13 protein-coding genes are annotated in these 17,964 nt (G+C 43.2%); 4 read left to right on the top strand and 9 right to left on the bottom strand.

Annotated features, from left to right (window positions below; genetic code table 11):
* Positions 1 to 66: 66 nt before the first annotated feature.
* Positions 67 to 414, top strand: coding sequence for a toxin-antitoxin system YwqK family antitoxin (locus tag ACO06Y_RS03965; RefSeq protein WP_422082535.1), 348 nt, complete (start codon positions 67 to 69; stop codon positions 412 to 414).
* An 84-nt stretch (positions 415 to 498) separates the two neighbouring features.
* Here the strand turns inward: ACO06Y_RS03965 and ACO06Y_RS03960 are convergent, their stop codons facing one another.
* The 6 genes from ACO06Y_RS03960 to ACO06Y_RS03935 form a co-directional block, all read right to left on the bottom strand.
* A complete protein-coding gene (locus tag ACO06Y_RS03960; protein WP_422082534.1) occupies positions 499 to 3,996 on the bottom strand; it encodes an efflux RND transporter permease subunit in 3,498 nt (1,165 codons plus the stop codon).
* Between the two features lie 7 nt (positions 3,997 to 4,003).
* A complete protein-coding gene (locus ACO06Y_RS03955; RefSeq protein WP_422082533.1) occupies positions 4,004 to 5,170 on the bottom strand; it encodes an efflux RND transporter periplasmic adaptor subunit in 1,167 nt (388 codons plus the stop codon).
* A 32-nt stretch (positions 5,171 to 5,202) separates the two neighbouring features.
* Entirely contained in the window at positions 5,203 to 6,549 is a 1,347-nt protein-coding gene (locus ACO06Y_RS03950) for a TolC family protein (RefSeq protein WP_422082532.1), read from the bottom strand.
* Positions 6,550 to 7,155, bottom strand: coding sequence for a TetR/AcrR family transcriptional regulator (locus tag ACO06Y_RS03945; protein WP_422082531.1), 606 nt, complete (start codon positions 7,153 to 7,155; stop codon positions 6,550 to 6,552).
* An 88-nt stretch (positions 7,156 to 7,243) separates the two neighbouring features.
* Positions 7,244 to 7,648 carry a hypothetical protein gene (locus ACO06Y_RS03940; RefSeq protein WP_422082530.1) on the bottom strand — a complete coding sequence of 135 codons (405 nt, stop codon included), beginning with the start codon at positions 7,646 to 7,648 and terminating at the stop codon, positions 7,244 to 7,246.
* An 11-nt stretch (positions 7,649 to 7,659) separates the two neighbouring features.
* Entirely contained in the window at positions 7,660 to 8,202 is a 543-nt protein-coding gene (locus ACO06Y_RS03935) for an RNA polymerase sigma factor (protein ID WP_422082529.1), read from the bottom strand.
* A gap of 145 nt (positions 8,203 to 8,347) precedes the next feature.
* Here ACO06Y_RS03935 and ACO06Y_RS03930 point away from each other — a divergent pair, with 145 nt between their 5' ends.
* Positions 8,348 to 9,322 carry a polyprenyl synthetase family protein gene (locus ACO06Y_RS03930; protein WP_422082528.1) on the top strand — a complete coding sequence of 325 codons (975 nt, stop codon included), beginning with the start codon at positions 8,348 to 8,350 and terminating at the stop codon, positions 9,320 to 9,322.
* On the opposite strand, the gene ACO06Y_RS03925 is transcribed toward ACO06Y_RS03930, so the two are convergent.
* Positions 9,319 to 10,473, bottom strand: a complete 1,155-nt coding sequence (locus ACO06Y_RS03925; protein ID WP_422082527.1) for a lycopene cyclase family protein — start codon at positions 10,471 to 10,473, stop codon at positions 9,319 to 9,321. The genes ACO06Y_RS03930 and ACO06Y_RS03925 overlap by 4 nt on opposite strands.
* A 477-nt stretch (positions 10,474 to 10,950) precedes the next feature.
* Between ACO06Y_RS03925 and ACO06Y_RS03920 the strand changes: the two genes are divergently transcribed.
* Positions 10,951 to 11,607, top strand: coding sequence for a metal-dependent transcriptional regulator (locus tag ACO06Y_RS03920; RefSeq protein WP_422082526.1), 657 nt, complete (start codon positions 10,951 to 10,953; stop codon positions 11,605 to 11,607).
* Between the two features lie 2 nt (positions 11,608 to 11,609).
* Positions 11,610 to 12,431, top strand: coding sequence for a ZIP family metal transporter (locus tag ACO06Y_RS03915; protein WP_422082525.1), 822 nt, complete (start codon positions 11,610 to 11,612; stop codon positions 12,429 to 12,431).
* Between the two features lie 4 nt (positions 12,432 to 12,435).
* Here the strand turns inward: ACO06Y_RS03915 and ACO06Y_RS03910 are convergent, their stop codons facing one another.
* The gene (locus tag ACO06Y_RS03910) at positions 12,436 to 13,575 is read right to left on the bottom strand and encodes an efflux RND transporter periplasmic adaptor subunit (protein WP_422082524.1); all 1,140 of its coding nucleotides are present in this window, start codon (positions 13,573 to 13,575) and stop codon (positions 12,436 to 12,438) included.
* Positions 13,576 to 13,584: 9 nt separating this feature from the next.
* Complete coding sequence (locus ACO06Y_RS03905) at positions 13,585 to 17,922, bottom strand: CusA/CzcA family heavy metal efflux RND transporter (protein WP_422082523.1); 4,338 nt, start codon at positions 17,920 to 17,922, stop codon at positions 13,585 to 13,587.
* Between the last annotated feature and the right edge of the window lie 42 nt (positions 17,923 to 17,964).

Below are 17,964 nucleotides of genomic sequence, written 5' to 3'. Positions count from 1 at the left end.
TGTAAAATAAATGTATCTTTGTAACGTTAATACTGAATAGATTACGAATTTAAATCCGATAAAATCATGAAATTAATTACTATAGTATTGGCACTTGCATTCAGCTTAGGAATCGGTGCCCAAGAAAATAAGCCCACCTTTGAAAAGGAAGGTGATTTGACAAAGGCCACGTATTTTCACGATAATGGTGAGATAGCACAAACCGGTTATTTTCTAGAAGGAAAACTGCACGGAGAGTGGACAATGTTCGATGATGCCGGTAAGAAAATAGCTAATGGAAACTATGAAATGGGCAAACGTACCGGAAAATGGCTTTTCTGGGAAGGAGAAATACTTAAGGAAGTAGATTTTGCCGACAATAGGATTGCAAGCGTAGTTGAATCCAAGAAAGCTGATCCAGTTGTTATTAATTAAAATGAGTTAGTAAGATAAAGATAAAAAGGAACGGCCCCGATAAACATCGGGGCCGTTCCTTTTTTAAGGTAAAACTAGATTCGACTAAGCGGCGACTTCCAATTCTTTTTCGTTCACTTCACTTGTTTTTCTGGTTCCCCATATCCGTACCTTAATGCGATACGTGATATTAAAAAGTACAGGAACTATGATCAGGGTAAGGAAGGTGGCCACGATCAATCCAAAGATGACCGTCCATGCCAACGGCCCCCAGAAAATTACGTTATCCCCGCCCATATAAATCTTGGGATTAAATTCGGAGAAAAGCGAGAAGAAGTCGATATTCAGGCCAATGGCCAAAGGAATCAGACCCAGGACCGTGGTAATCGCGGTCAAGATTACGGGACGTAACCTGGCCTTCCCACCTTGTACGATTATTTGGGTAACTTCCTCCATACTCAACAAATCCTTGTCGTCCATTCCCAACTGGACCTTTTTACGGTCGATTAATATCTGGGTATAGTCCAGGAGTACTACCCCGTTGTTAACTACAATTCCGGCCAGGGAAATAATTCCCATCATCGTCATCATAATCACAAAAGGCCAGCCGGTCAACATTAATCCACCAAAGACGCCGATAAAGCTCAGGAAAATGGCGATCATAATAATAAGCGGTTTGGAAATGCCCCCAAACTGGAAAATCAAAATCAACATAATCAATCCTAAACCACCAAAAAAGGCTCCCACCAAAAATTGCATTTGCTTGTTCTGTTCTTCAATTTCACCCGTAAAGTCTATTTTCACCCCTTCCGGAATACCATTGAAGTTCTTCATTTCTTCCTGGACCTGTGCCACGACCTCGGCGGGGTTACCTCCTGCCTTAAGTCCGGAATATACGGTAACCACCCGGTTTCCATCCCTGTGTTTAATAGCGCTGAATCCCGAGGAGTTCCGTTGTTGGGCCACGGCGGATACCGGCACTTCCTTGATCTGCCCGCTCGCTTGGTCCCTAAAAATGATATTTTGGTTGAACAGGGCATTTTTATCGAACCTGATGCTTTCATCAAATCGGACATTGATATCATAGTCTTCCCCATCCAACTTATACACTCCGGCCTTCTCACCAAAAAGTGAGCGACGCAACTGCGTACCTACTTGTCCCACGGCAACGCCCAGTTCCCCTGCTTTTTCACGATCTACGACCACCTGCACCGAGGGTTTGCTTTTGTTTACATCAATTTTCAATTCTTCTATAAAAGGGATACTCTTGGTGTTGATGAAGTTCCGGATTTCCTCCGCAGTGCTGATCAATTGATCGTAATCTTTCCCTTCCAATTCTATGTTAACCGGATAACCGGCCGGAGGGCCATTATAATCCTTTTCCACGGAAATGGTGACTCCGGGATAAATACCTTTTAAGTTATCTTGAATGGCACCGCGCAGTTCCTCGGTATCCAATCCGTTCCGGTATTTGTACTCACGCATGGAAACGGTCACTTTGCCCCTATGTGGCATTTCAGCCGAGGAACCTCCATCGGTCTGGGGATTTCCTGCGCCTTCACCAACTTGGGAAACTGCGGATTCTACCAAATAGCTTTCCTCCCCATTTCGATACTTTGGCCTATTGACCACCTCATATACCCTTTTTTCAACACTCTGGGTCAATTCGTTCGTTTTTTCAATGGATGTTCCCTGGGGGTATTCGATATACACATAGATTTCATTCGGGGTATTGTCCGGGAAAAATTCGATTTTCGTCCGCCCTGCTCCTATGGACATACCGAAGAGCATAAAGGTCGCTACCAACAAGAAAACAGTGACACCAAAATACCAGTACACATTTCCTCCCCTTAAGGCATGTTTTATCTGCTTCTCATAAAAGTTCTCGAATCGCGGCATAATCGTGTTCTGAAAGCGATTGGCCCCTGGTTTCAGGAAGTACTTGTATACCCAGAACATAATGGCCGTGAAAACAATCACTGTACCCAGTCCACGAACGGTACCGCCCACAATGAAAATAAAAATACCGATGGCCACCAAAATACCTGTGGTCCGTATCAATTGTTTAAGGTCGAGTTCCTTTTGACCGGTTTCCATAAACTGGGATACCAGCATGGAATTCATGAAAATAGCTACGAACAATGAGGATCCCAAAACAACGGACAATGTCAGCGGAAAGAAAATCATGAACTGACCAAAGATCCCAGGCCATAATCCCAGCGGGACAAAGGCGGCAACCGTGGTCACGGTCGAAATGATAATTGGAAAGGCGATTTCCCCGATACCTTTTTTGGTGGCCTGGACCCGGGACATGCCCTCGCCCATTAAACGATATACATTTTCTACCACCACAATACCGTTATCCACCAACATTCCCAGACCCATAATCATTCCGAACAGGATCATGGTATTGAGCGTATTTCCGAATAGGTTCAATATGGTGAACGATATGAACATGGACATTGGGATGGCAAAACCTACAAAAAGGGCATTGCGAAATCCGAGGAAGAACATCAATACGGTTACCACTAGGATAATCCCGAAAATAATGTTGTTCACCAAATCATCTACTTGGTTCAAGGTCCTGCCCGAGGAATCATTGGCGATGGAAATATTAAGATCGGCGGGATAATAGTTTTGCTGGGCTTCTTTTACCAGTTCCCGAACCTTGGTTGTGGCTTCGATCATGTTTTTGCCCGACCGTTTTTTGATATCGAGCATAACCACACTCTCGCCAAATTCACGGGCATAGGTGGTTTTTTCCTCCTCATCGAAGGAGACGGTGGCAATGTCCTTTAGATACACGGCCCCATCCTCGGATTTAACGACAAAATCATTTAGCTCCTGGGGATCGTCCACTTCCCCGAGTATACGAATAGTCCTGCGCTGCTCACTGGTCTTGATGTTTCCGGCGGACATGGTCATATTGCCATTGGCAATAGCGTTTATCACATCTTGAAAGCTTACTCTTGCGGCCATCATTTTATAAACGTCTACCGCAACTTCCACTTCCTTTTCCTGCGCCCCCCTGATATCTACCTCCTTGATTTCTTGAAGGTTTTCTATTTCATCTTCCAGATACTCCGCATATTCCTTAAGTTTTTCAACGGGATAGTCGCCCGTGAAATTAACGTTCATTATGGGAAAGGACTCGGCCAGGTTAAGGTCAAAGATACTGGGCTCTACCTTGGCGCCATTAAAGGTAGGCCAATCCTCACTTGCCTTTTCAACATCAACTTCGTCCTTAACATTCTGTTTGGCCTGCTCCACCGTAATCTCTTCATCGAATTCCACGGTAATGATGGAGTAATCTTCCTGGGAAGTAGAAATGGTCTCCACAACATTGCTCAGGTTTTTCAACCGGTCTTCCAGGGGATCGGTAACGAGCCGTTCCATATCTTCGGCCGTATTTCCAGGGAACAAAGTGCTCACATAGATTTTGGTTTCCACGATTTCCGGAAAATCCTCTCGAGGCATGGCCTGATAGCCCTTAAATCCTACCCATAGGAAAATGGCGATCATAACATAGATGACCGATGGGTTGTCTATGGCCCAGGAAGATAGCCTAAACTCTTTATTGGCGTTTTTCTTTTGTCTGCTCATCGCTTTATTAGTTCAATATTTTTACATTTTGCCCTTCCTTGATGCTCCGGGCACCTTCCTCGATCAATAATTCGCCTTCGGCAACCCCGGAAAGTACTTCTACCATTCTACCTTGGGCCAGTCCGGTTTCAATAATTCGCCGATTGGCCGTGGCTTTGTCTTCACTCATTTTTTCCGCAACATATACATATTGCTGACCTTCGGCATTTTCGGAAATAATTCCTTGGGGAATTAGGATGGCCGATTCATTGGTATAATCATTAAGACTCACTTTGGCCGTAAGATTTGGCTTTATATGACCGTTTTTATTGGGAACCGATATTTCAACTCGAAAGGCCCTATTACCAGGGTTAATAAAGTTTCCGGTCTGTCTGATGGTAGACACCACGGTATCCCGTAAGACTGGAAAGAAAACCTTTGCCTCCTTTCCTTCTTGAACACCACTCAGGTAATTTTCAGGGACATCTACCTCAACGTACATGTCCGATAAGTTCACAATGCGAAATACTTCGGAACCGACCCCAGGGGCCACCACCGTACCTTGATCCTTGATAACATCATCAATAATTCCTGTAAATGGAGCCCGGATCGATGACTTGTCCAACTGGCTTTTTGCCTGGTTTACGGCACTTTCGGCTGCCTCATAATTGGATTTGGCCTGCAAATACTGTATCTCAGAACCTATTTTTTGATCCCACAATCGTTTTTGCCGCTCAAAAGTGGTTTGGGCCAATGCCGCCTGAGTCTTCAATTGTGCCAATTGACTTCCTACACCCCCATCATCTATTGTAGCCAACAACTGTCCTTTTCTAACTTTGTTACCTTCCTTGACGTACACTTTTTGAAGGGTTCCGGACATCTCTGGATAAATCAATACGTTCTGTTTTGTTTTTACATTGCCTTGAAGCTCCAAAAAGTGATCGAATTTCTCGGGAGTTGCCATAAGGGTTGTAACCAATGGCAGATTTTCCTCACCGGATTTAACGGCAATCACGGAATCCAGAAGTTTGATGTTGGATTCCAACTCTTTTTGTTTTCCGGCAATTTTGGTTTTTTCCGCACGTAGGGATTCAAGATTCCCCTCCGCGATCAAAGCCTCTAGAGATTGTTCGCCAGAACCTCCACAGGCTACAATCATCATGACGGTCGCTAAAGCATATATTGTTTTTTTCATTTTTTTAGGTTTAAAAGTTGATGTTTTTATGCTTATTCGTTAATGATGGTTTCCAAATCGGTCTTCCTATTAATGACATCCACCATGGATTGAAGATACCCTTGTTGCGCATCGTATAATTGGGTCTGCGCCTGCCGCAATTCAAAACTACTGGCAATACCTTCGGAATACTTAATTTGGTTTTTATTTTCGATTCGTTCCGCTAATCTTAGATTTTCCTTGGCCGTTTCATATTCTTCGGTGGCAAAGATAAAATCACTTTTTGCCCTTTCCCACTGCAGTCTTATTTGTTCTTCGGCTTCCGACAATTGCGTCTTGGCTTTCTCCAAGGCAATTTTTGCACGTTGGGTACTGGCACTTCTTCCTAAAGAACTAAATATAGGAATGGTAAGGTCTACACCGAAGGTCGAAAACTCAAACCAATCCTGATCGCTATTGAAAAACTCAAAATTGTTTCCAAAAGCGGACGTGCCATAGTTGATGAAAGCGTTCAATGTTGGCAATGCCTTGCTTTTTGCCAATTTTAATTCATAGAAGCGCTGTTCGTTAAGGTTTTGGACCAATTTATAATCTACGTTGTTTTCGATATTAAAATCCGATTCCAAAAGTGCAAACTGTATCTGGCTTTGTGTCAAATTGTCTAGATTTTCTTCCAGCTTGGTAGGCGCATCTATATCTATTCCCATAATAAGATTCAGCATCTGAAGCGTAATTTTTTCAAAACGTATGGCATTTTTAAGCTGGTTTTCTACTGAGGAAAGCGTGATTTCCAATTGCTCCACACTTTCCTCGTCCCCTAAGCCATTTTCAAAGAGTTTTTGTGTCTCGTACAAATTTTTCTCCAAGGTGGCCTTGTTCTTTTCAGAAATTTCTACGCTCTCTTGGGCGAGCAAAACGTTACCGTAGGCTTCAACGACCGCTTTCCGGACATCCAAATCGGTCTTCTCCTTGTTATACTCACTGTAATTTAAAAAAGCCTTAGTGGCCTGTACACCTACAATGTAGGAGCCATCGAATATCTGCTGCTTCAGGGTTCCCGTCGCGATAATCTGCTGGGGTACACCAAAGATAACTGGTGTAAATGTCCCGGGTTCCCCATCCGGAAAAAATTCAGAGGGGATTAAAGAGACCGGCTGCTTCAATTGATTTTGATAATTTACGGTACCGTCTATTTGAGGAAGCCCCGATGCGATAACTTCCCATTTTTGTTTTTGGGCGTCCGTTAGATCCCTATTGGCATTAACGGAACTATAATTGTTTTCCAGGGCAAAGGCAATGGCCTCTTCCAGGGAAAAGCTATACGTTTGTTCTACCTGTTCCTGTGAATGTGCAAATGTAATGGCACAAAGTGCAAAGAACATTATAAAATGATTCCTCATCTATTCTAGGTTTGAGTTGATAATTCCATTCAATATTTTTCGCCCCTTGGGCGTCACTATACCTCGTATATGATATTCCAAATAATTGTCCATTAAGGATTCCGTTGGAAATTTTTCTATGGGAAAAAGGTTATGGTCCTTTATACTGGTGACTCCAAAAAAGTAAATCCGCGCAACAAAACCGATATCAAGATTTTCACGATATATACCCTGTTCCATCCCCCTTTTAATGTTGTCCAAAACACGATCCTGCATCATTTCAAATTGTTTTTGCTTGATGTTTTCATGAATTTTTGGATAATACTTTTGCAGTTGGTACTGCGGGGAAGACTTTTCGCCCTTTAAATGCAGCATAAGGAATTTTTTGATTTCATAGATTTCCTCGATTGGATCTTTTTTTAAGGAACAGATGTAATCTATACCCTTGGATACACCACAAAAAAGGTGAAAGGTGCTATCTTCTATGAGTTTGGTCTTATTGTCATAGTGGGTATAAATCGTTTTTTTGGAGATGCCCATTTCGTTGGCCAAGTCGTCCATGGTAACACTCTTGAACCCCAAGTTCAAGAACATATCCGTAGCCTTTTCTAAAATTTCTTCTTTCATAATAAGGCCGCAAATATACACAGGAAACTAAAAACACATTAAAAGTTTCCAAGGTTTTGCAATTATTTAACATTACCACTGACAGATATCATTGTTCTTCTCGTTTTTTTCGTTCTACATACTCCCTATAGGCATTTTCACCTTCTTCCTTCCAGTAGCTGTCATAATATTTCCATTCTGAAAAATCATTTCTTGCACCTCGGCAATCACCGGCTTTCCATTTTCTCCTGGACTTTGACTTACTTTTCGAATGATGGCCTCCAAAGCTTCCAAAAAGAATCTTTGCCAGTGCAAGGATTCCAACAGCTTGCCAATAGGTGATTTTGGTCAAACCAAAAATATCCGGCATGAGCCAATTCCATAACCACATGATGAGATAACCGAAGAGAAACACAAAAACTATGGCGGCAATAATGGCGAAAAATATCTTGAATGCTTTGGTGACTCCTTTTTTAACCTTGGTCTTCACGACACGTTCTACATGATCTTCCATTTTTTCAAATTTTAATTATTGTTGTTTTTTTCAGATTTTAATTTTGTCAATAATAAGGCTAGAGCACGATGGCGCCTAGACATTAATGTTCCTTGGGGAACGCCCATTTCATCGGACAGTTCCCTATAGCTATAGCCCTCAAAATCCACGGCGAGTAAAATATCGCGGTAATCGGGCTTTAAATTGAAGATTGCCCGTTTCAACTCATTTTTCATATGGTCCGAATAGGCATTGTCCGTTTTGCCGTAAAACACCTCCGCAAACTCCATAAACCGATCTTCTATTTCACTTTCCAAACGTGTCTCGGACTTCTTGGTTCGCATTAGGTCAATGATCTTGTTCCGTATGGAATTGTACACGAAACCGGCTATATTTTCAATTGGGGAAAGACTATCGGCCCTGGAAAATAGTTTAAGGGCAACGTCCTGCACAATATCCTCCGCATCCCTATCCGCGGCATTATCTATTCGCGATCTTACATAAAAGCTCAGCGAATGATATTCGTCGTTGAAAAAGGTTTTTAATTTGGTATAGTTTTCGGTATTCGAAACCATTCGAAAGTGGGTTATTGGAAAACTTCAATTATATAGACGAAGGTTTTCAAATCTATTGCACTTTATTTCACTTATCCACCACTATTTCCGGTGTGCACTGCATAAGATGTTGGCAATAGGTGTATTTTTGGGGAAATTTGTTACAATGCAATCCATAGAATTCTATCGCTCCGAGTTCATTTCGTATTTAGAAAAAAAAGTAAAGACCCGGGAACCCAGAAACCTATATGAACCCATTACCTATATTCTGAATTTGGAAGGCAAGCGTCTACGTCCTGTACTGGTGTTGATGGCCGCCGAAATCTTTGGGGTCGACTATAAAAAGGCATTGGATGCTGCGCTTTCCGTTGAAGTATTTCACAATTTTTCATTGGTACATGATGATATCATGGATCGGGCTCCATTGCGGAGAGGTAAACCCTCGGTACACGAAAAATGGAACGTAAACACTGGAATCCTCTCAGGTGATGCCATGCTCATTGTTGCTTATCAATTGTTTGAGAATTATGAGGGCCCCATGTTTAAGGATTTGGCAAAGCTTTTTAGCAAAACGGCATTGGAAGTATGTGAGGGTCAACAATATGATATGGATTTTGAGGAGAGGGACGATGTCACCATTTCGGAATATCTGAGGATGATCGAGTATAAAACGGCAGTACTTGTCGCAGCGACCTTAAAAATGGGGGCTATAGTAGCCGGGGCATCAATGGAAGCGCAGGACGCAGTCTATGATTTCGGACTTAATCTGGGAATCGCCTTTCAAATAAAGGATGACTTTTTGGATGCTTTTGGCGATTCGGAGACCTTTGGCAAGCAAGTAGGAGGTGATATCATTGAAAACAAGAAAACGTTTCTATACTTAAAAGCATTGGAACTGGGCAAGCCGGAACAAAAAAAGGAGTTGTTGGACCTATATTCCATTAGACCTGGGGATCCCACTGCCAAAATCAATTCCATTAAGGACATTTTCATCGATAGCGGTGCCGCCAAGACTACGGAAACGGCCATTGGTGATTATACGCAAAGAGCGTTTAAAAATCTCGAAAGATTGGATGTTTCTGCTGACAAAAAGGCTTCCCTAAAAGAATTTGGGGAAAATTTGATGCGCCGCCAGGTTTAGAACAATCGTTTAAGTAGTGCCTTGGTGAAAGGAATTTTTGGACTTCCCCAAATATTTCCCAAGTCTTCCCAAATGTTGGTTTCCTCATCGAGGAACTTAAAGACCTGTTGGGGCGTCCTATTTTTGAAAAGAGCTTCGAACACCTTAAATCCAATGGCGTTGTTGTCCTTTAGTACATCTAAAAACAAGAGATCATAATACCAAAACCTGTTCTTAAAACTAAATGTGGTCAAAGGTTTTCCGGTTTTCAGGAACTCCAAAAGAACGGGAATCTTTTTGGACGTACTCATAAAGGTGTAACCGGTACTGGGTTTGGCCCAACCGCCCGCGGTACCTATATAGTAAATCCTAGCGGTATTGCGTTCACTAAAATGGTAACAGGTCATAGGGATACTACCCTTTTCCGTCTCCACTATCTCATAATCGGTACGCTCTAACTTGGATTTTAGATAATCCTCCAAGGCAACTTTGTAGTCCTCTTCCGGAAGTAAATCCTCGGAAAACAGGGTATACTCCACTAAAGCCTCGGTCTCTGAGAAAGGTAACACGTACATAAATCGAGTATTTCCCCTTTGCGGAATTGAAAAATCCATATAAGTTGCCTGATCTATATCAAAAACTGGACGAGTGGTTTTCACGAACCACCCTAGGAAATGCTGTTGTAATACCGGATACTTTTTTTGGCCGGTCGCCATTTGATATTCGAAAATACTATTAAAGACCTGCTTCCCCCTATATTCCTTTTTTTCCGTAATTACGATAACGACATCCTGGTCTTCTTGGATCATCGATACCTTTTCTTGGCTGAACGTAATATTGGGAAAGTTTGAAATCCGACTAAAATATGAACTATAAAAATCGATGCCCTTGACCATTTTATAGGAATACGGGGCAATAGGGAACCGTTGGGAAAACTGTTGGCTGGCAAAATAAATATGGTTCCAGGTCTTGTGTACAATATCATCAAAGCGGCCCGCTCCCTTTTCCCAAAAACACCAGGTACGATCATTGGCCGTTTTTACGTCCTTGTCCAATATTAAAATCGATTTGTCCTTAAAAAAAGCATCTCGTCCCAAAGCCTCCGCCAACATGAGGCCTGAAGCCCCTGCCCCGATAATGATATAGTCAAATGGTGTACTCTCTTTTTGCAAATGCCCGGGTTTTGCCCTTAAAAGTAGGGAATATAGACTGTTTTGCAATATGCTTGTTCACTTTAGTCCCTTCATTTTTGTCTGTCGTTCAGGGCCGGTGATAGCAAGTGGATAATCATCGGTTTAATCCATAGCACATCCCAAAAAACCTCTGGATTTTTCGATTTGACATGTAGACCTATTTGGGGTTAAAAGTAAGTGGCTACTATGTTGCAATTGCTATCAAAGGCCATTTACTTTCGCTCGGATTCTTTTTTGGAAAAGTGGGAATATACATTTCAACAAGTACCGGACTTTCCAATTCCACCTACGGGCCTTAGCGCTCTGTCCATATGTACAAAACGAACAAAGCGCAAAAAAAGACCGGGAGGCCAACTAAGCGCATTCGCTTTTCATCATAGCAAGCCCAATTTTTAGTTTTGTCTAAAAATTTGTTTTTACATATAAAAATGTATTTTTGTATAAAATGAAATTTAAGTGACACTTTCTGAGGAGGACTATATTAAAACCATTTATCACCTAAGCAAAGGGGAGCCTACAAGCGTATCTACCAATTCCATAGCGGAGCAAATGGAAACAAAACCTTCTTCGGTGACGGACATGATCAAAAAGCTTTCGGAAAAGGGATTGGTCAATTACAAAAAATACAAGGGGGTATACCTAACCGAGTTCGGTACCAAAACGGCATTGACCTTGGTTCGAAAGCATCGTCTTTGGGAAGTATTCTTAGTAGAAAAACTGGACTTTTCTTGGGATGAGGTACATGATGTTGCGGAGCAATTGGAGCATATAAAAAGCGAAAAATTGGTAGATCGTTTGGATAAGCATTTGGGATATCCGCAAGTGGATCCCCATGGGGATCCCATACCCTCAAAGGAAGGGGAATTTAAAAAAGCGGTCAAAAAGCTACTAAATGAAGTGCCCATTGGAGCAGAGGGAATATGTGTCGGGGTCAAGGATTCCACACCTCCCTTTCTAAAGTTTTTGGATAAGAATAATATCGCCTTGGGCGATGCCATACAGGTTTTGGACAAGGAAGAGTTTGATGGCTCGCTACATTTAAAAATAAAAGGCAGGGATATTCATATTTCCGAACAGATCGCGGCCAACCTCTATATTAAAATCACGGAATAACTATGCAACAGGTAATCGACTATTTTGAATCCATAAACCCAATTTTGGCAGCGCTCTATGCCACCTTGTTTACTTGGGGTCTTACGGCATGCGGTGCCGCCCTCGTTTTTTTGTTTAAGGGAATGAATAGGGCCCTTTTGGATGGTATGCTAGGTTTTACCGGCGGGGTTATGGTCGCCGCAAGTTTTTGGAGTCTTTTGGCCCCGGGGATAGAGATGAGCCCGGGGGAAGGCTTTATAAAAGTGGTTCCCGCGGCCATTGGTTTTTTATTGGGGGCCATTTTCATATATGGATTGGACAAAATATTGCCCCATTTGCATATAAATTTTAAGGAAAGCGAGGCCGAGGGTGTAAAGACTCCTTGGCACAGGACTACCTTGCTCACCTTGGCCATTACCCTTCACAATATTCCTGAAGGTTTGGCCGTGGGTGTACTTTTTGGAGGTGTGGCGGCCGGTTTTGAGGGGGCCAGCATCGGAGGGGCGGTTGCACTGGCTTTGGGTATAGGGTTACAGAATTTCCCGGAAGGTTTTGCAGTGGCCATGCCATTACGCCGTCAAGGCTTAAGCCGTTATAAAAGTTTTCTCTACGGTCAGGCTTCGGCTATTGTTGAGCCCATAGCCGGAGTTTTGGGAGCATGGGCAGTATTGACTTTCCAGCCTATTTTGCCTTATGCGCTTTCGTTTGCGGCGGGTGCCATGATATTTGTTGTCGTAGAGGAGGTAATCCCCGAAACACAGCAGGACAAGTATACCGATATTGCTACCATGGGCTTTATCGGGGGGTTTATTATTATGATGACCTTGGATGTAGGATTGGGATAAAACCTTATTCCCCTATAAGCCCAAAAGCACCCTTGGTCAAAAACCGGTTGTTGGCATCCCATTTCCCCACATCTCCAATAGCGGTATAATCGGCATGGGTCTGCCCTGTTCGTACTTCCATTTTCCTGAATTGATAATTGTCATTGTTTTCGGAAACAAGGAGAAGTGCATAGGTCTTGTTATCAATAGTTACAATAGCCTCCGAGGGCAAGGCAAGTACCTGGATCTCATCCATTACAATATCCGCCTCCACGAACATACCTGTCAAAAAATTGTTCTCCTTCTCATTTTTTAGATGCGCATGCACTTGAATTGTACGATTATCGGTAATGGTCGTGCCAACCAAATATACTTCGGCCTCAAAGGTCTTGTCCGAAGCTTCTGGAATCCTAAAATGTATGGGCTGTCCCTTTTTTACCTTCATGATATCCTTTTCGAAAACCGCCAATTCCAGATGTATATGGTCATTGTCCACAATTTCCAAAATGGGCGAAGATGGCGATACATAAGCTCCTTTGGATACCCATACCTGGGTAACGCTTCCGGAAATTGGGGAATAAAGCGATGCCGTCGCTGTAATGTTACCATTTTCCACTTCTAAAGGGGAAATGTTTAACATCCTTAATTGTTTCTGTAGCCCATTATATTGGGCTTGAGCCATTTTAAATTCACTTTCTGTCCTTAGATAGTTTTTTTGCGACGAAATTTTTTCCTCGAAAAGGATTTTGTGTCGATCGTATTCCGATTTTAGATAGCCCAACCGTTCCCTTACTTCCAGATATTCCTGTTGAAGCGCTACAAATTCAGGGTTTTCCAAAGTTACCAAAAGTTGACCTTTGTCTACTTTGTTCCCGACCAATAAGGGCGTTTTTTGAATATACCCGCCTATCATTGCGTTTACAACCGCCCTGTTCTCCGGGGGGACATCTATCATACCATTGGTACTAACGGTTACTGGAAAGGTTCTTTCTTCCAAATGGCTCAATACCATCCCATTTTCCTTAAACTGTTCCTCGGTGATGGTGAGTTCATTGACGGCTGTTTCCGCGCTCACTTCGGAACTCCCGGCATGTTTACTTTCCCCGCAGGCCAAGGCATTTAAAAGGACTAGGGTTATGAGGGATATGTAGGGTATATGTTTCATGATTGAATTTTAAAGGGTTAAATAATTAAGATGGATGACCGTTTGGTTGAGTTGGTTAAGATTATCCAGATAGTCCAACTGAATTTCATAGGCGTTTTCCAAGCTAAGTATATATTGAAAAAAATCGATTTCCCCGTTCCTAAAGCTCAGTTCCGCCGTTTTTAAAAGTTCCTCGGAAAGCCGGTTCCCTTCCTGTTCATAGTATTCCAGGGCCTTCATATGTACATGGTATCGAGCCATAAGTTCGTCATAACGGGCATCGAAGCGAATTTTATAGTCCTTGGATTTCTCCTCGGCTATTTCCTGGGCAATCTCACTGGACTTTATCCTGGCCGATTGTCCGCTAAAGAAAAGAGGGATTTTTAACCCCAATTGATACCCGTAAAGTGTACCGCTAAGATTGGGTGCCGTACCCTGAAAATAGTTTAGGCCGATATCCGGCATCAATTGCTGTTTGGCCAGGCTACGTTCCGCCTGCATAAGGGCTACATTACTTTCATGGAACCGTAGCTCCGGACTTTGGATGACTTGGGGCGAATTCAAAACAACTTGGGTCATTGGTATCTTGGCAATATGGGGCAAGGTATCCACTTGAACAATTTTCATCAGATTGGTATAAGCGGCGTCAATTTCTTGAATGGCCTGTTCCAAACGAATACCTATTTTTCGCTGTTTGGACTGCGCGGTAATCTTTTCCAAATAATTGGTCTCCCCCAATTCAAAACGCCGTTGGGCCATTCGGGAAGAGTTTTGGTAAAGGCTGTCCAATCGTTTAAAAATGGCCTCCTTTTCCTTGGTATACAGATAGGTGTAATATGCAGCGACCACTTCTCGTTTTATACCTTTTTCCAGTATCTCATAGCTGTTGGATGCCATAACCGTCCGCGCCTTGTTCCGTCGCTTTTCCGCAAAATATACCGTTGGGAACAGAAAATCTTGCTGTATCCCAAAAACGCGAAGAGGTTCATCGGTCAAGGTAAGGTTGTTTTCATCAAATTGATAATAGATCTCGGTCTTATCGAAATCGAAGGCACTGGATATCAGAGCGTCGGACTGCTCAACATTTAACTCGGCGGCTTTTAGGGCTGCATTGTTTTCCAGGGCCGTCGAAATCAATTCCTCCAAGGGCAATGGTCGTTCCTGCGCCTTGGCCATTGGGGTAAAGAGGAGTCCAGCAAACAACATTAAGATTACCCCATTTCTCTTCTTCCATTTTTTTGATAGACCAATTTTTGAATCGTTAAAAATGACATACAATATCGGTAGGACTACCAAGGTCAACAAAGTGGCCGTGACCAGACCCCCAATGACCACTGTGGCCAAAGGCCGTTGCACCTCTGCCCCTGCACTGGTGGATACCGCCATAGGCAAAAAGCCCAAGGCGGTTGTCGAGGCCGTAAGCAAAACGGCACGTAATCTGTCCTTTGTTCCTTGTTTTACGAGTGCTTCCATGGTTTCAAAAGATTGTTGTTTGAGCTCTTTAAAATGTTCCAATAATACAATGCCGTTAAGTACGGCAATCCCAAAAAGGGCAATGAATCCGACGCCTGCTGAAATGCTAAAGGGCATATTCCTGAGCCACAATAGTAGTACGCCACCCACTATCGCCAAAGGAATGGCGGAAAAGATGAGCAAGGCTTCCTTAATGGATTTAAAAGCGAAATACAACAGAATGAAAATCAATAATAGGGCAATAGGTACGGCTATCCAAAGTCGGGCTTTGGCACTTTGCAGGTTTTCGAACTGCCCACCATAAGTTATGGAGTAGCCAACGGGTAGCTGTAAATTTTCATCAATTAATCTGTGTACGTCGTTTACCACGGATTGCAAATCCCTGTTACGTACATTGATACCTACCACGATACGCCTTCGGGTATCGTCCCTGGAGATCTTGGCGGCCCCTTTTTGATAGCTGATATCCGCTAGTTCCCTCAACGGTACTTTCCCACCAGAGGGCAAATCCACATACAGATTTTTGAGATTATCGATGTCCTCTCTCTGCTCTTTATCCAACCGTACTACCAGCTCAAACCGTTTTTCCCCCTCATAGACGCTACCTACAGTACGCCCTGCAAAGCCCATGGCCACCATATCGTTAAGGTCGGCGATGTTAAGTCCGTAGCGTGCTATTTTGGCCCTAACGTATTTGACGTTCATCTGAGGGAGGCCTACTATTTTTTCTACGGAAATATCGGCCGCTCCTTTCACATTTTGGATGAGTTCCTTTATTTCATTGCCCTTATTGCTGAGGACATCCAAGTCTTCCCCGAAAATTTTAATGGCAATATCTGCCCGTACCCCAGTAATGAGTTCATTGAATCGCATTTCTATGGGCTGGGTAAATTCTACTTCCATTCCGGCGATTATGCCAAGGGCTTCCTTGAACTTTTCGGCCAACCCGTCCTTAGTTCTGGCGGAAACCCATTCGCTTTTGGGTTTTAGGATGATAATGACATCACTCTCCTCCATGGACATGGGATCCGTAGGTACTTCAGCTGCACCGATACGGGTCACCACCTGTTCAACTTCGGGGAAATTCTCCAAAAGTATTTTTTCGATCTGAGTGGTGGTCTCCACAGTCTTTTCCAAGGAAGTGCCCGTTTTCAATATAGGTTGTATCACAAAATCACCTTCGTCCAGGGTGGGGACGAATTCCCCTCCCATTGAACTAAATAGTAGTCCTGCTATTCCTAATAATACCCCTGAAATCCCGAGAACCCATTTCTTGCTGCTTAGGGCCCAATCAATCAATGGCCCATATCCCCTGTTCAGTAGGTTCATAAGCCGTACTGAAACATTTTTTTCGGACGTGTTGGAAGGCCTTAGGAAAAGTGTGGCGGCCACGGGTACATAAGTAAAACATAATACAATGGCCCCAGAAAGCGTGAAGTTAAACGTGAGTGCCATAGGTTTGAACATTTTGCCTTCCACTCCGCCCAGGGAAAGGATGGGAATCAACACAATGAGGATGATTAGTTGCCCAAAGATGGCGGAATTCATCATTTTGGAAGCACTGTTCATGGTAATGCCGTCCCGTTTTTCCTGTCGGTCGTTTTTAGAAAGCGTAACCAGTTGTGAACGTTGTTGGGTAATCTGAAAAGCAATGAATTCTACAATAATGACTGCCCCATCGATGATGATTCCAAAATCAATGGCGCCTAGGCTCATCAGGTTGGCATCTACTCCAAACAGATACATCAAGGAAAGGGCAAAAAATAGACTTAATGGAATTACCGAGGCAACCACAAGTCCGGAACGTAGATTGCCCAGGAGCAGTACCACCACAAAAACAACAATGAGACAACCCAAGACCAGATTTTCGGTTACGGTAAACGTGGTCTTGGCAATGAGTTCACTGCGGTCCAGAAAGGCATTGATATAAACGCCTTCGGGCAGCGTTTTGGAAATAATGGCGACCCGTTCCTTCACTGCATCGATAACTTTTTTGGAATTGGCATCCTTGAGCATCATTACCTGCCCCAATACCTTTTCACCCTCACCGTTTCCCGTAATGGCACCAAATCGGGTAGCACTGCCGTAACCCACTTTGGCGATATCCTTGATATAGACCGGAATACCGTTCCTGGTTTTTACCACAATGTCCTCAATATCAGACAAAGAAGCTACTAGCCCTTCACCTCTTATAAAGTAAGCTTGATTTGTCTTTTCGATATACCCGCCGCCCGCTACATTGTTATTTTCCTCCAAGGCAGTAAAGACTTCACCGGCATCAATGTCCATGGCATTGAGCTTTTCGGTATTGAGGGCCACCTCGTATTGTTTTTGGAAACCACCCCATGTATTTACTTCCACCACCCCCGGGATACCTGAAAGTTGACGTTTTACAACCCAGTCCTGAATAGTCCTAAGGTCGGTTACGGAATAATGGTCTTCATAGCCCTCCTCCACATCTAGGATGTATTGATAGATTTCACCGAGCCCGGTCGTAATGGGCCCCATTTCCGGTATCCCAAAACCTTTCGGAATTTTTTCAGAGGCCGATTTTATTTTTTCGGCAATAAGCTGACGTGGTAAATACGTGCCCATATCGTCCTCAAAAACGATGGTCACTACGGAAAGTCCAAATTTGGATATGGAACGGATTTCCCTAACCCCGGGAAGGTTGGCCATTTCCAGCTCCACAGGATAGGTAATGAACTGCTCCATATCCTGGGTAGAGAGATTGCGCGATGTAGTAATCACCTGTACTTGGTTGTTGGTTACATCAGGAACGGCACCTATGGGTATTTGGGTTAAGGAATACAATCCAAAACAAATGATGAACAGGGTGAAGAGAAGAACTATAAATTTATTTCGTATACTTAATTTGATGATGCGCGATAACATAATCCATTGAATAAGGTGAAGGCAAACTAATGTGAAATTGTC

It is taken from the genome of Ulvibacterium sp., assembly GCF_965228935.1.
GTDB lineage: Bacteria > Bacteroidota > Bacteroidia > Flavobacteriales > Flavobacteriaceae > Ulvibacterium.
This window is presented reverse-complemented; position numbering and strand designations above follow the sequence as displayed.

Bases quoted from the DNA above. Each gene is read 5' to 3' on its own strand.
- ACO06Y_RS03965 (WP_422082535.1), top strand. From the start codon at position 67: ATGAAATTAATTACTATAGTATTGGCACTTGCATTCAGCTTAGGAATC.
- ACO06Y_RS03960 (WP_422082534.1), bottom strand. From the start codon at position 3,996: ATGAGCAGACAAAAGAAAAACGCCAATAAAGAGTTTAGGCTATCTTCC.
- ACO06Y_RS03955 (WP_422082533.1), bottom strand. From the start codon at position 5,170: ATGAAAAAAACAATATATGCTTTAGCGACCGTCATGATGATTGTAGCC.
- ACO06Y_RS03950 (WP_422082532.1), bottom strand. From the start codon at position 6,549: ATGAGGAATCATTTTATAATGTTCTTTGCACTTTGTGCCATTACATTT.
- ACO06Y_RS03945 (WP_422082531.1), bottom strand. From the start codon at position 7,155: ATGAAAGAAGAAATTTTAGAAAAGGCTACGGATATGTTCTTGAACTTG.
- ACO06Y_RS03940 (WP_422082530.1), bottom strand. From the start codon at position 7,648: ATGGAAGATCATGTAGAACGTGTCGTGAAGACCAAGGTTAAAAAAGGA.
- ACO06Y_RS03935 (WP_422082529.1), bottom strand. From the start codon at position 8,202: ATGGTTTCGAATACCGAAAACTATACCAAATTAAAAACCTTTTTCAAC.
- ACO06Y_RS03930 (WP_422082528.1), top strand. From the start codon at position 8,348: ATGCAATCCATAGAATTCTATCGCTCCGAGTTCATTTCGTATTTAGAA.
- ACO06Y_RS03915 (WP_422082525.1), top strand. From the start codon at position 11,610: ATGCAACAGGTAATCGACTATTTTGAATCCATAAACCCAATTTTGGCA.
- ACO06Y_RS03910 (WP_422082524.1), bottom strand. From the start codon at position 13,575: ATGAAACATATACCCTACATATCCCTCATAACCCTAGTCCTTTTAAAT.
- ACO06Y_RS03905 (WP_422082523.1), bottom strand. From the start codon at position 17,922: ATGTTATCGCGCATCATCAAATTAAGTATACGAAATAAATTTATAGTT.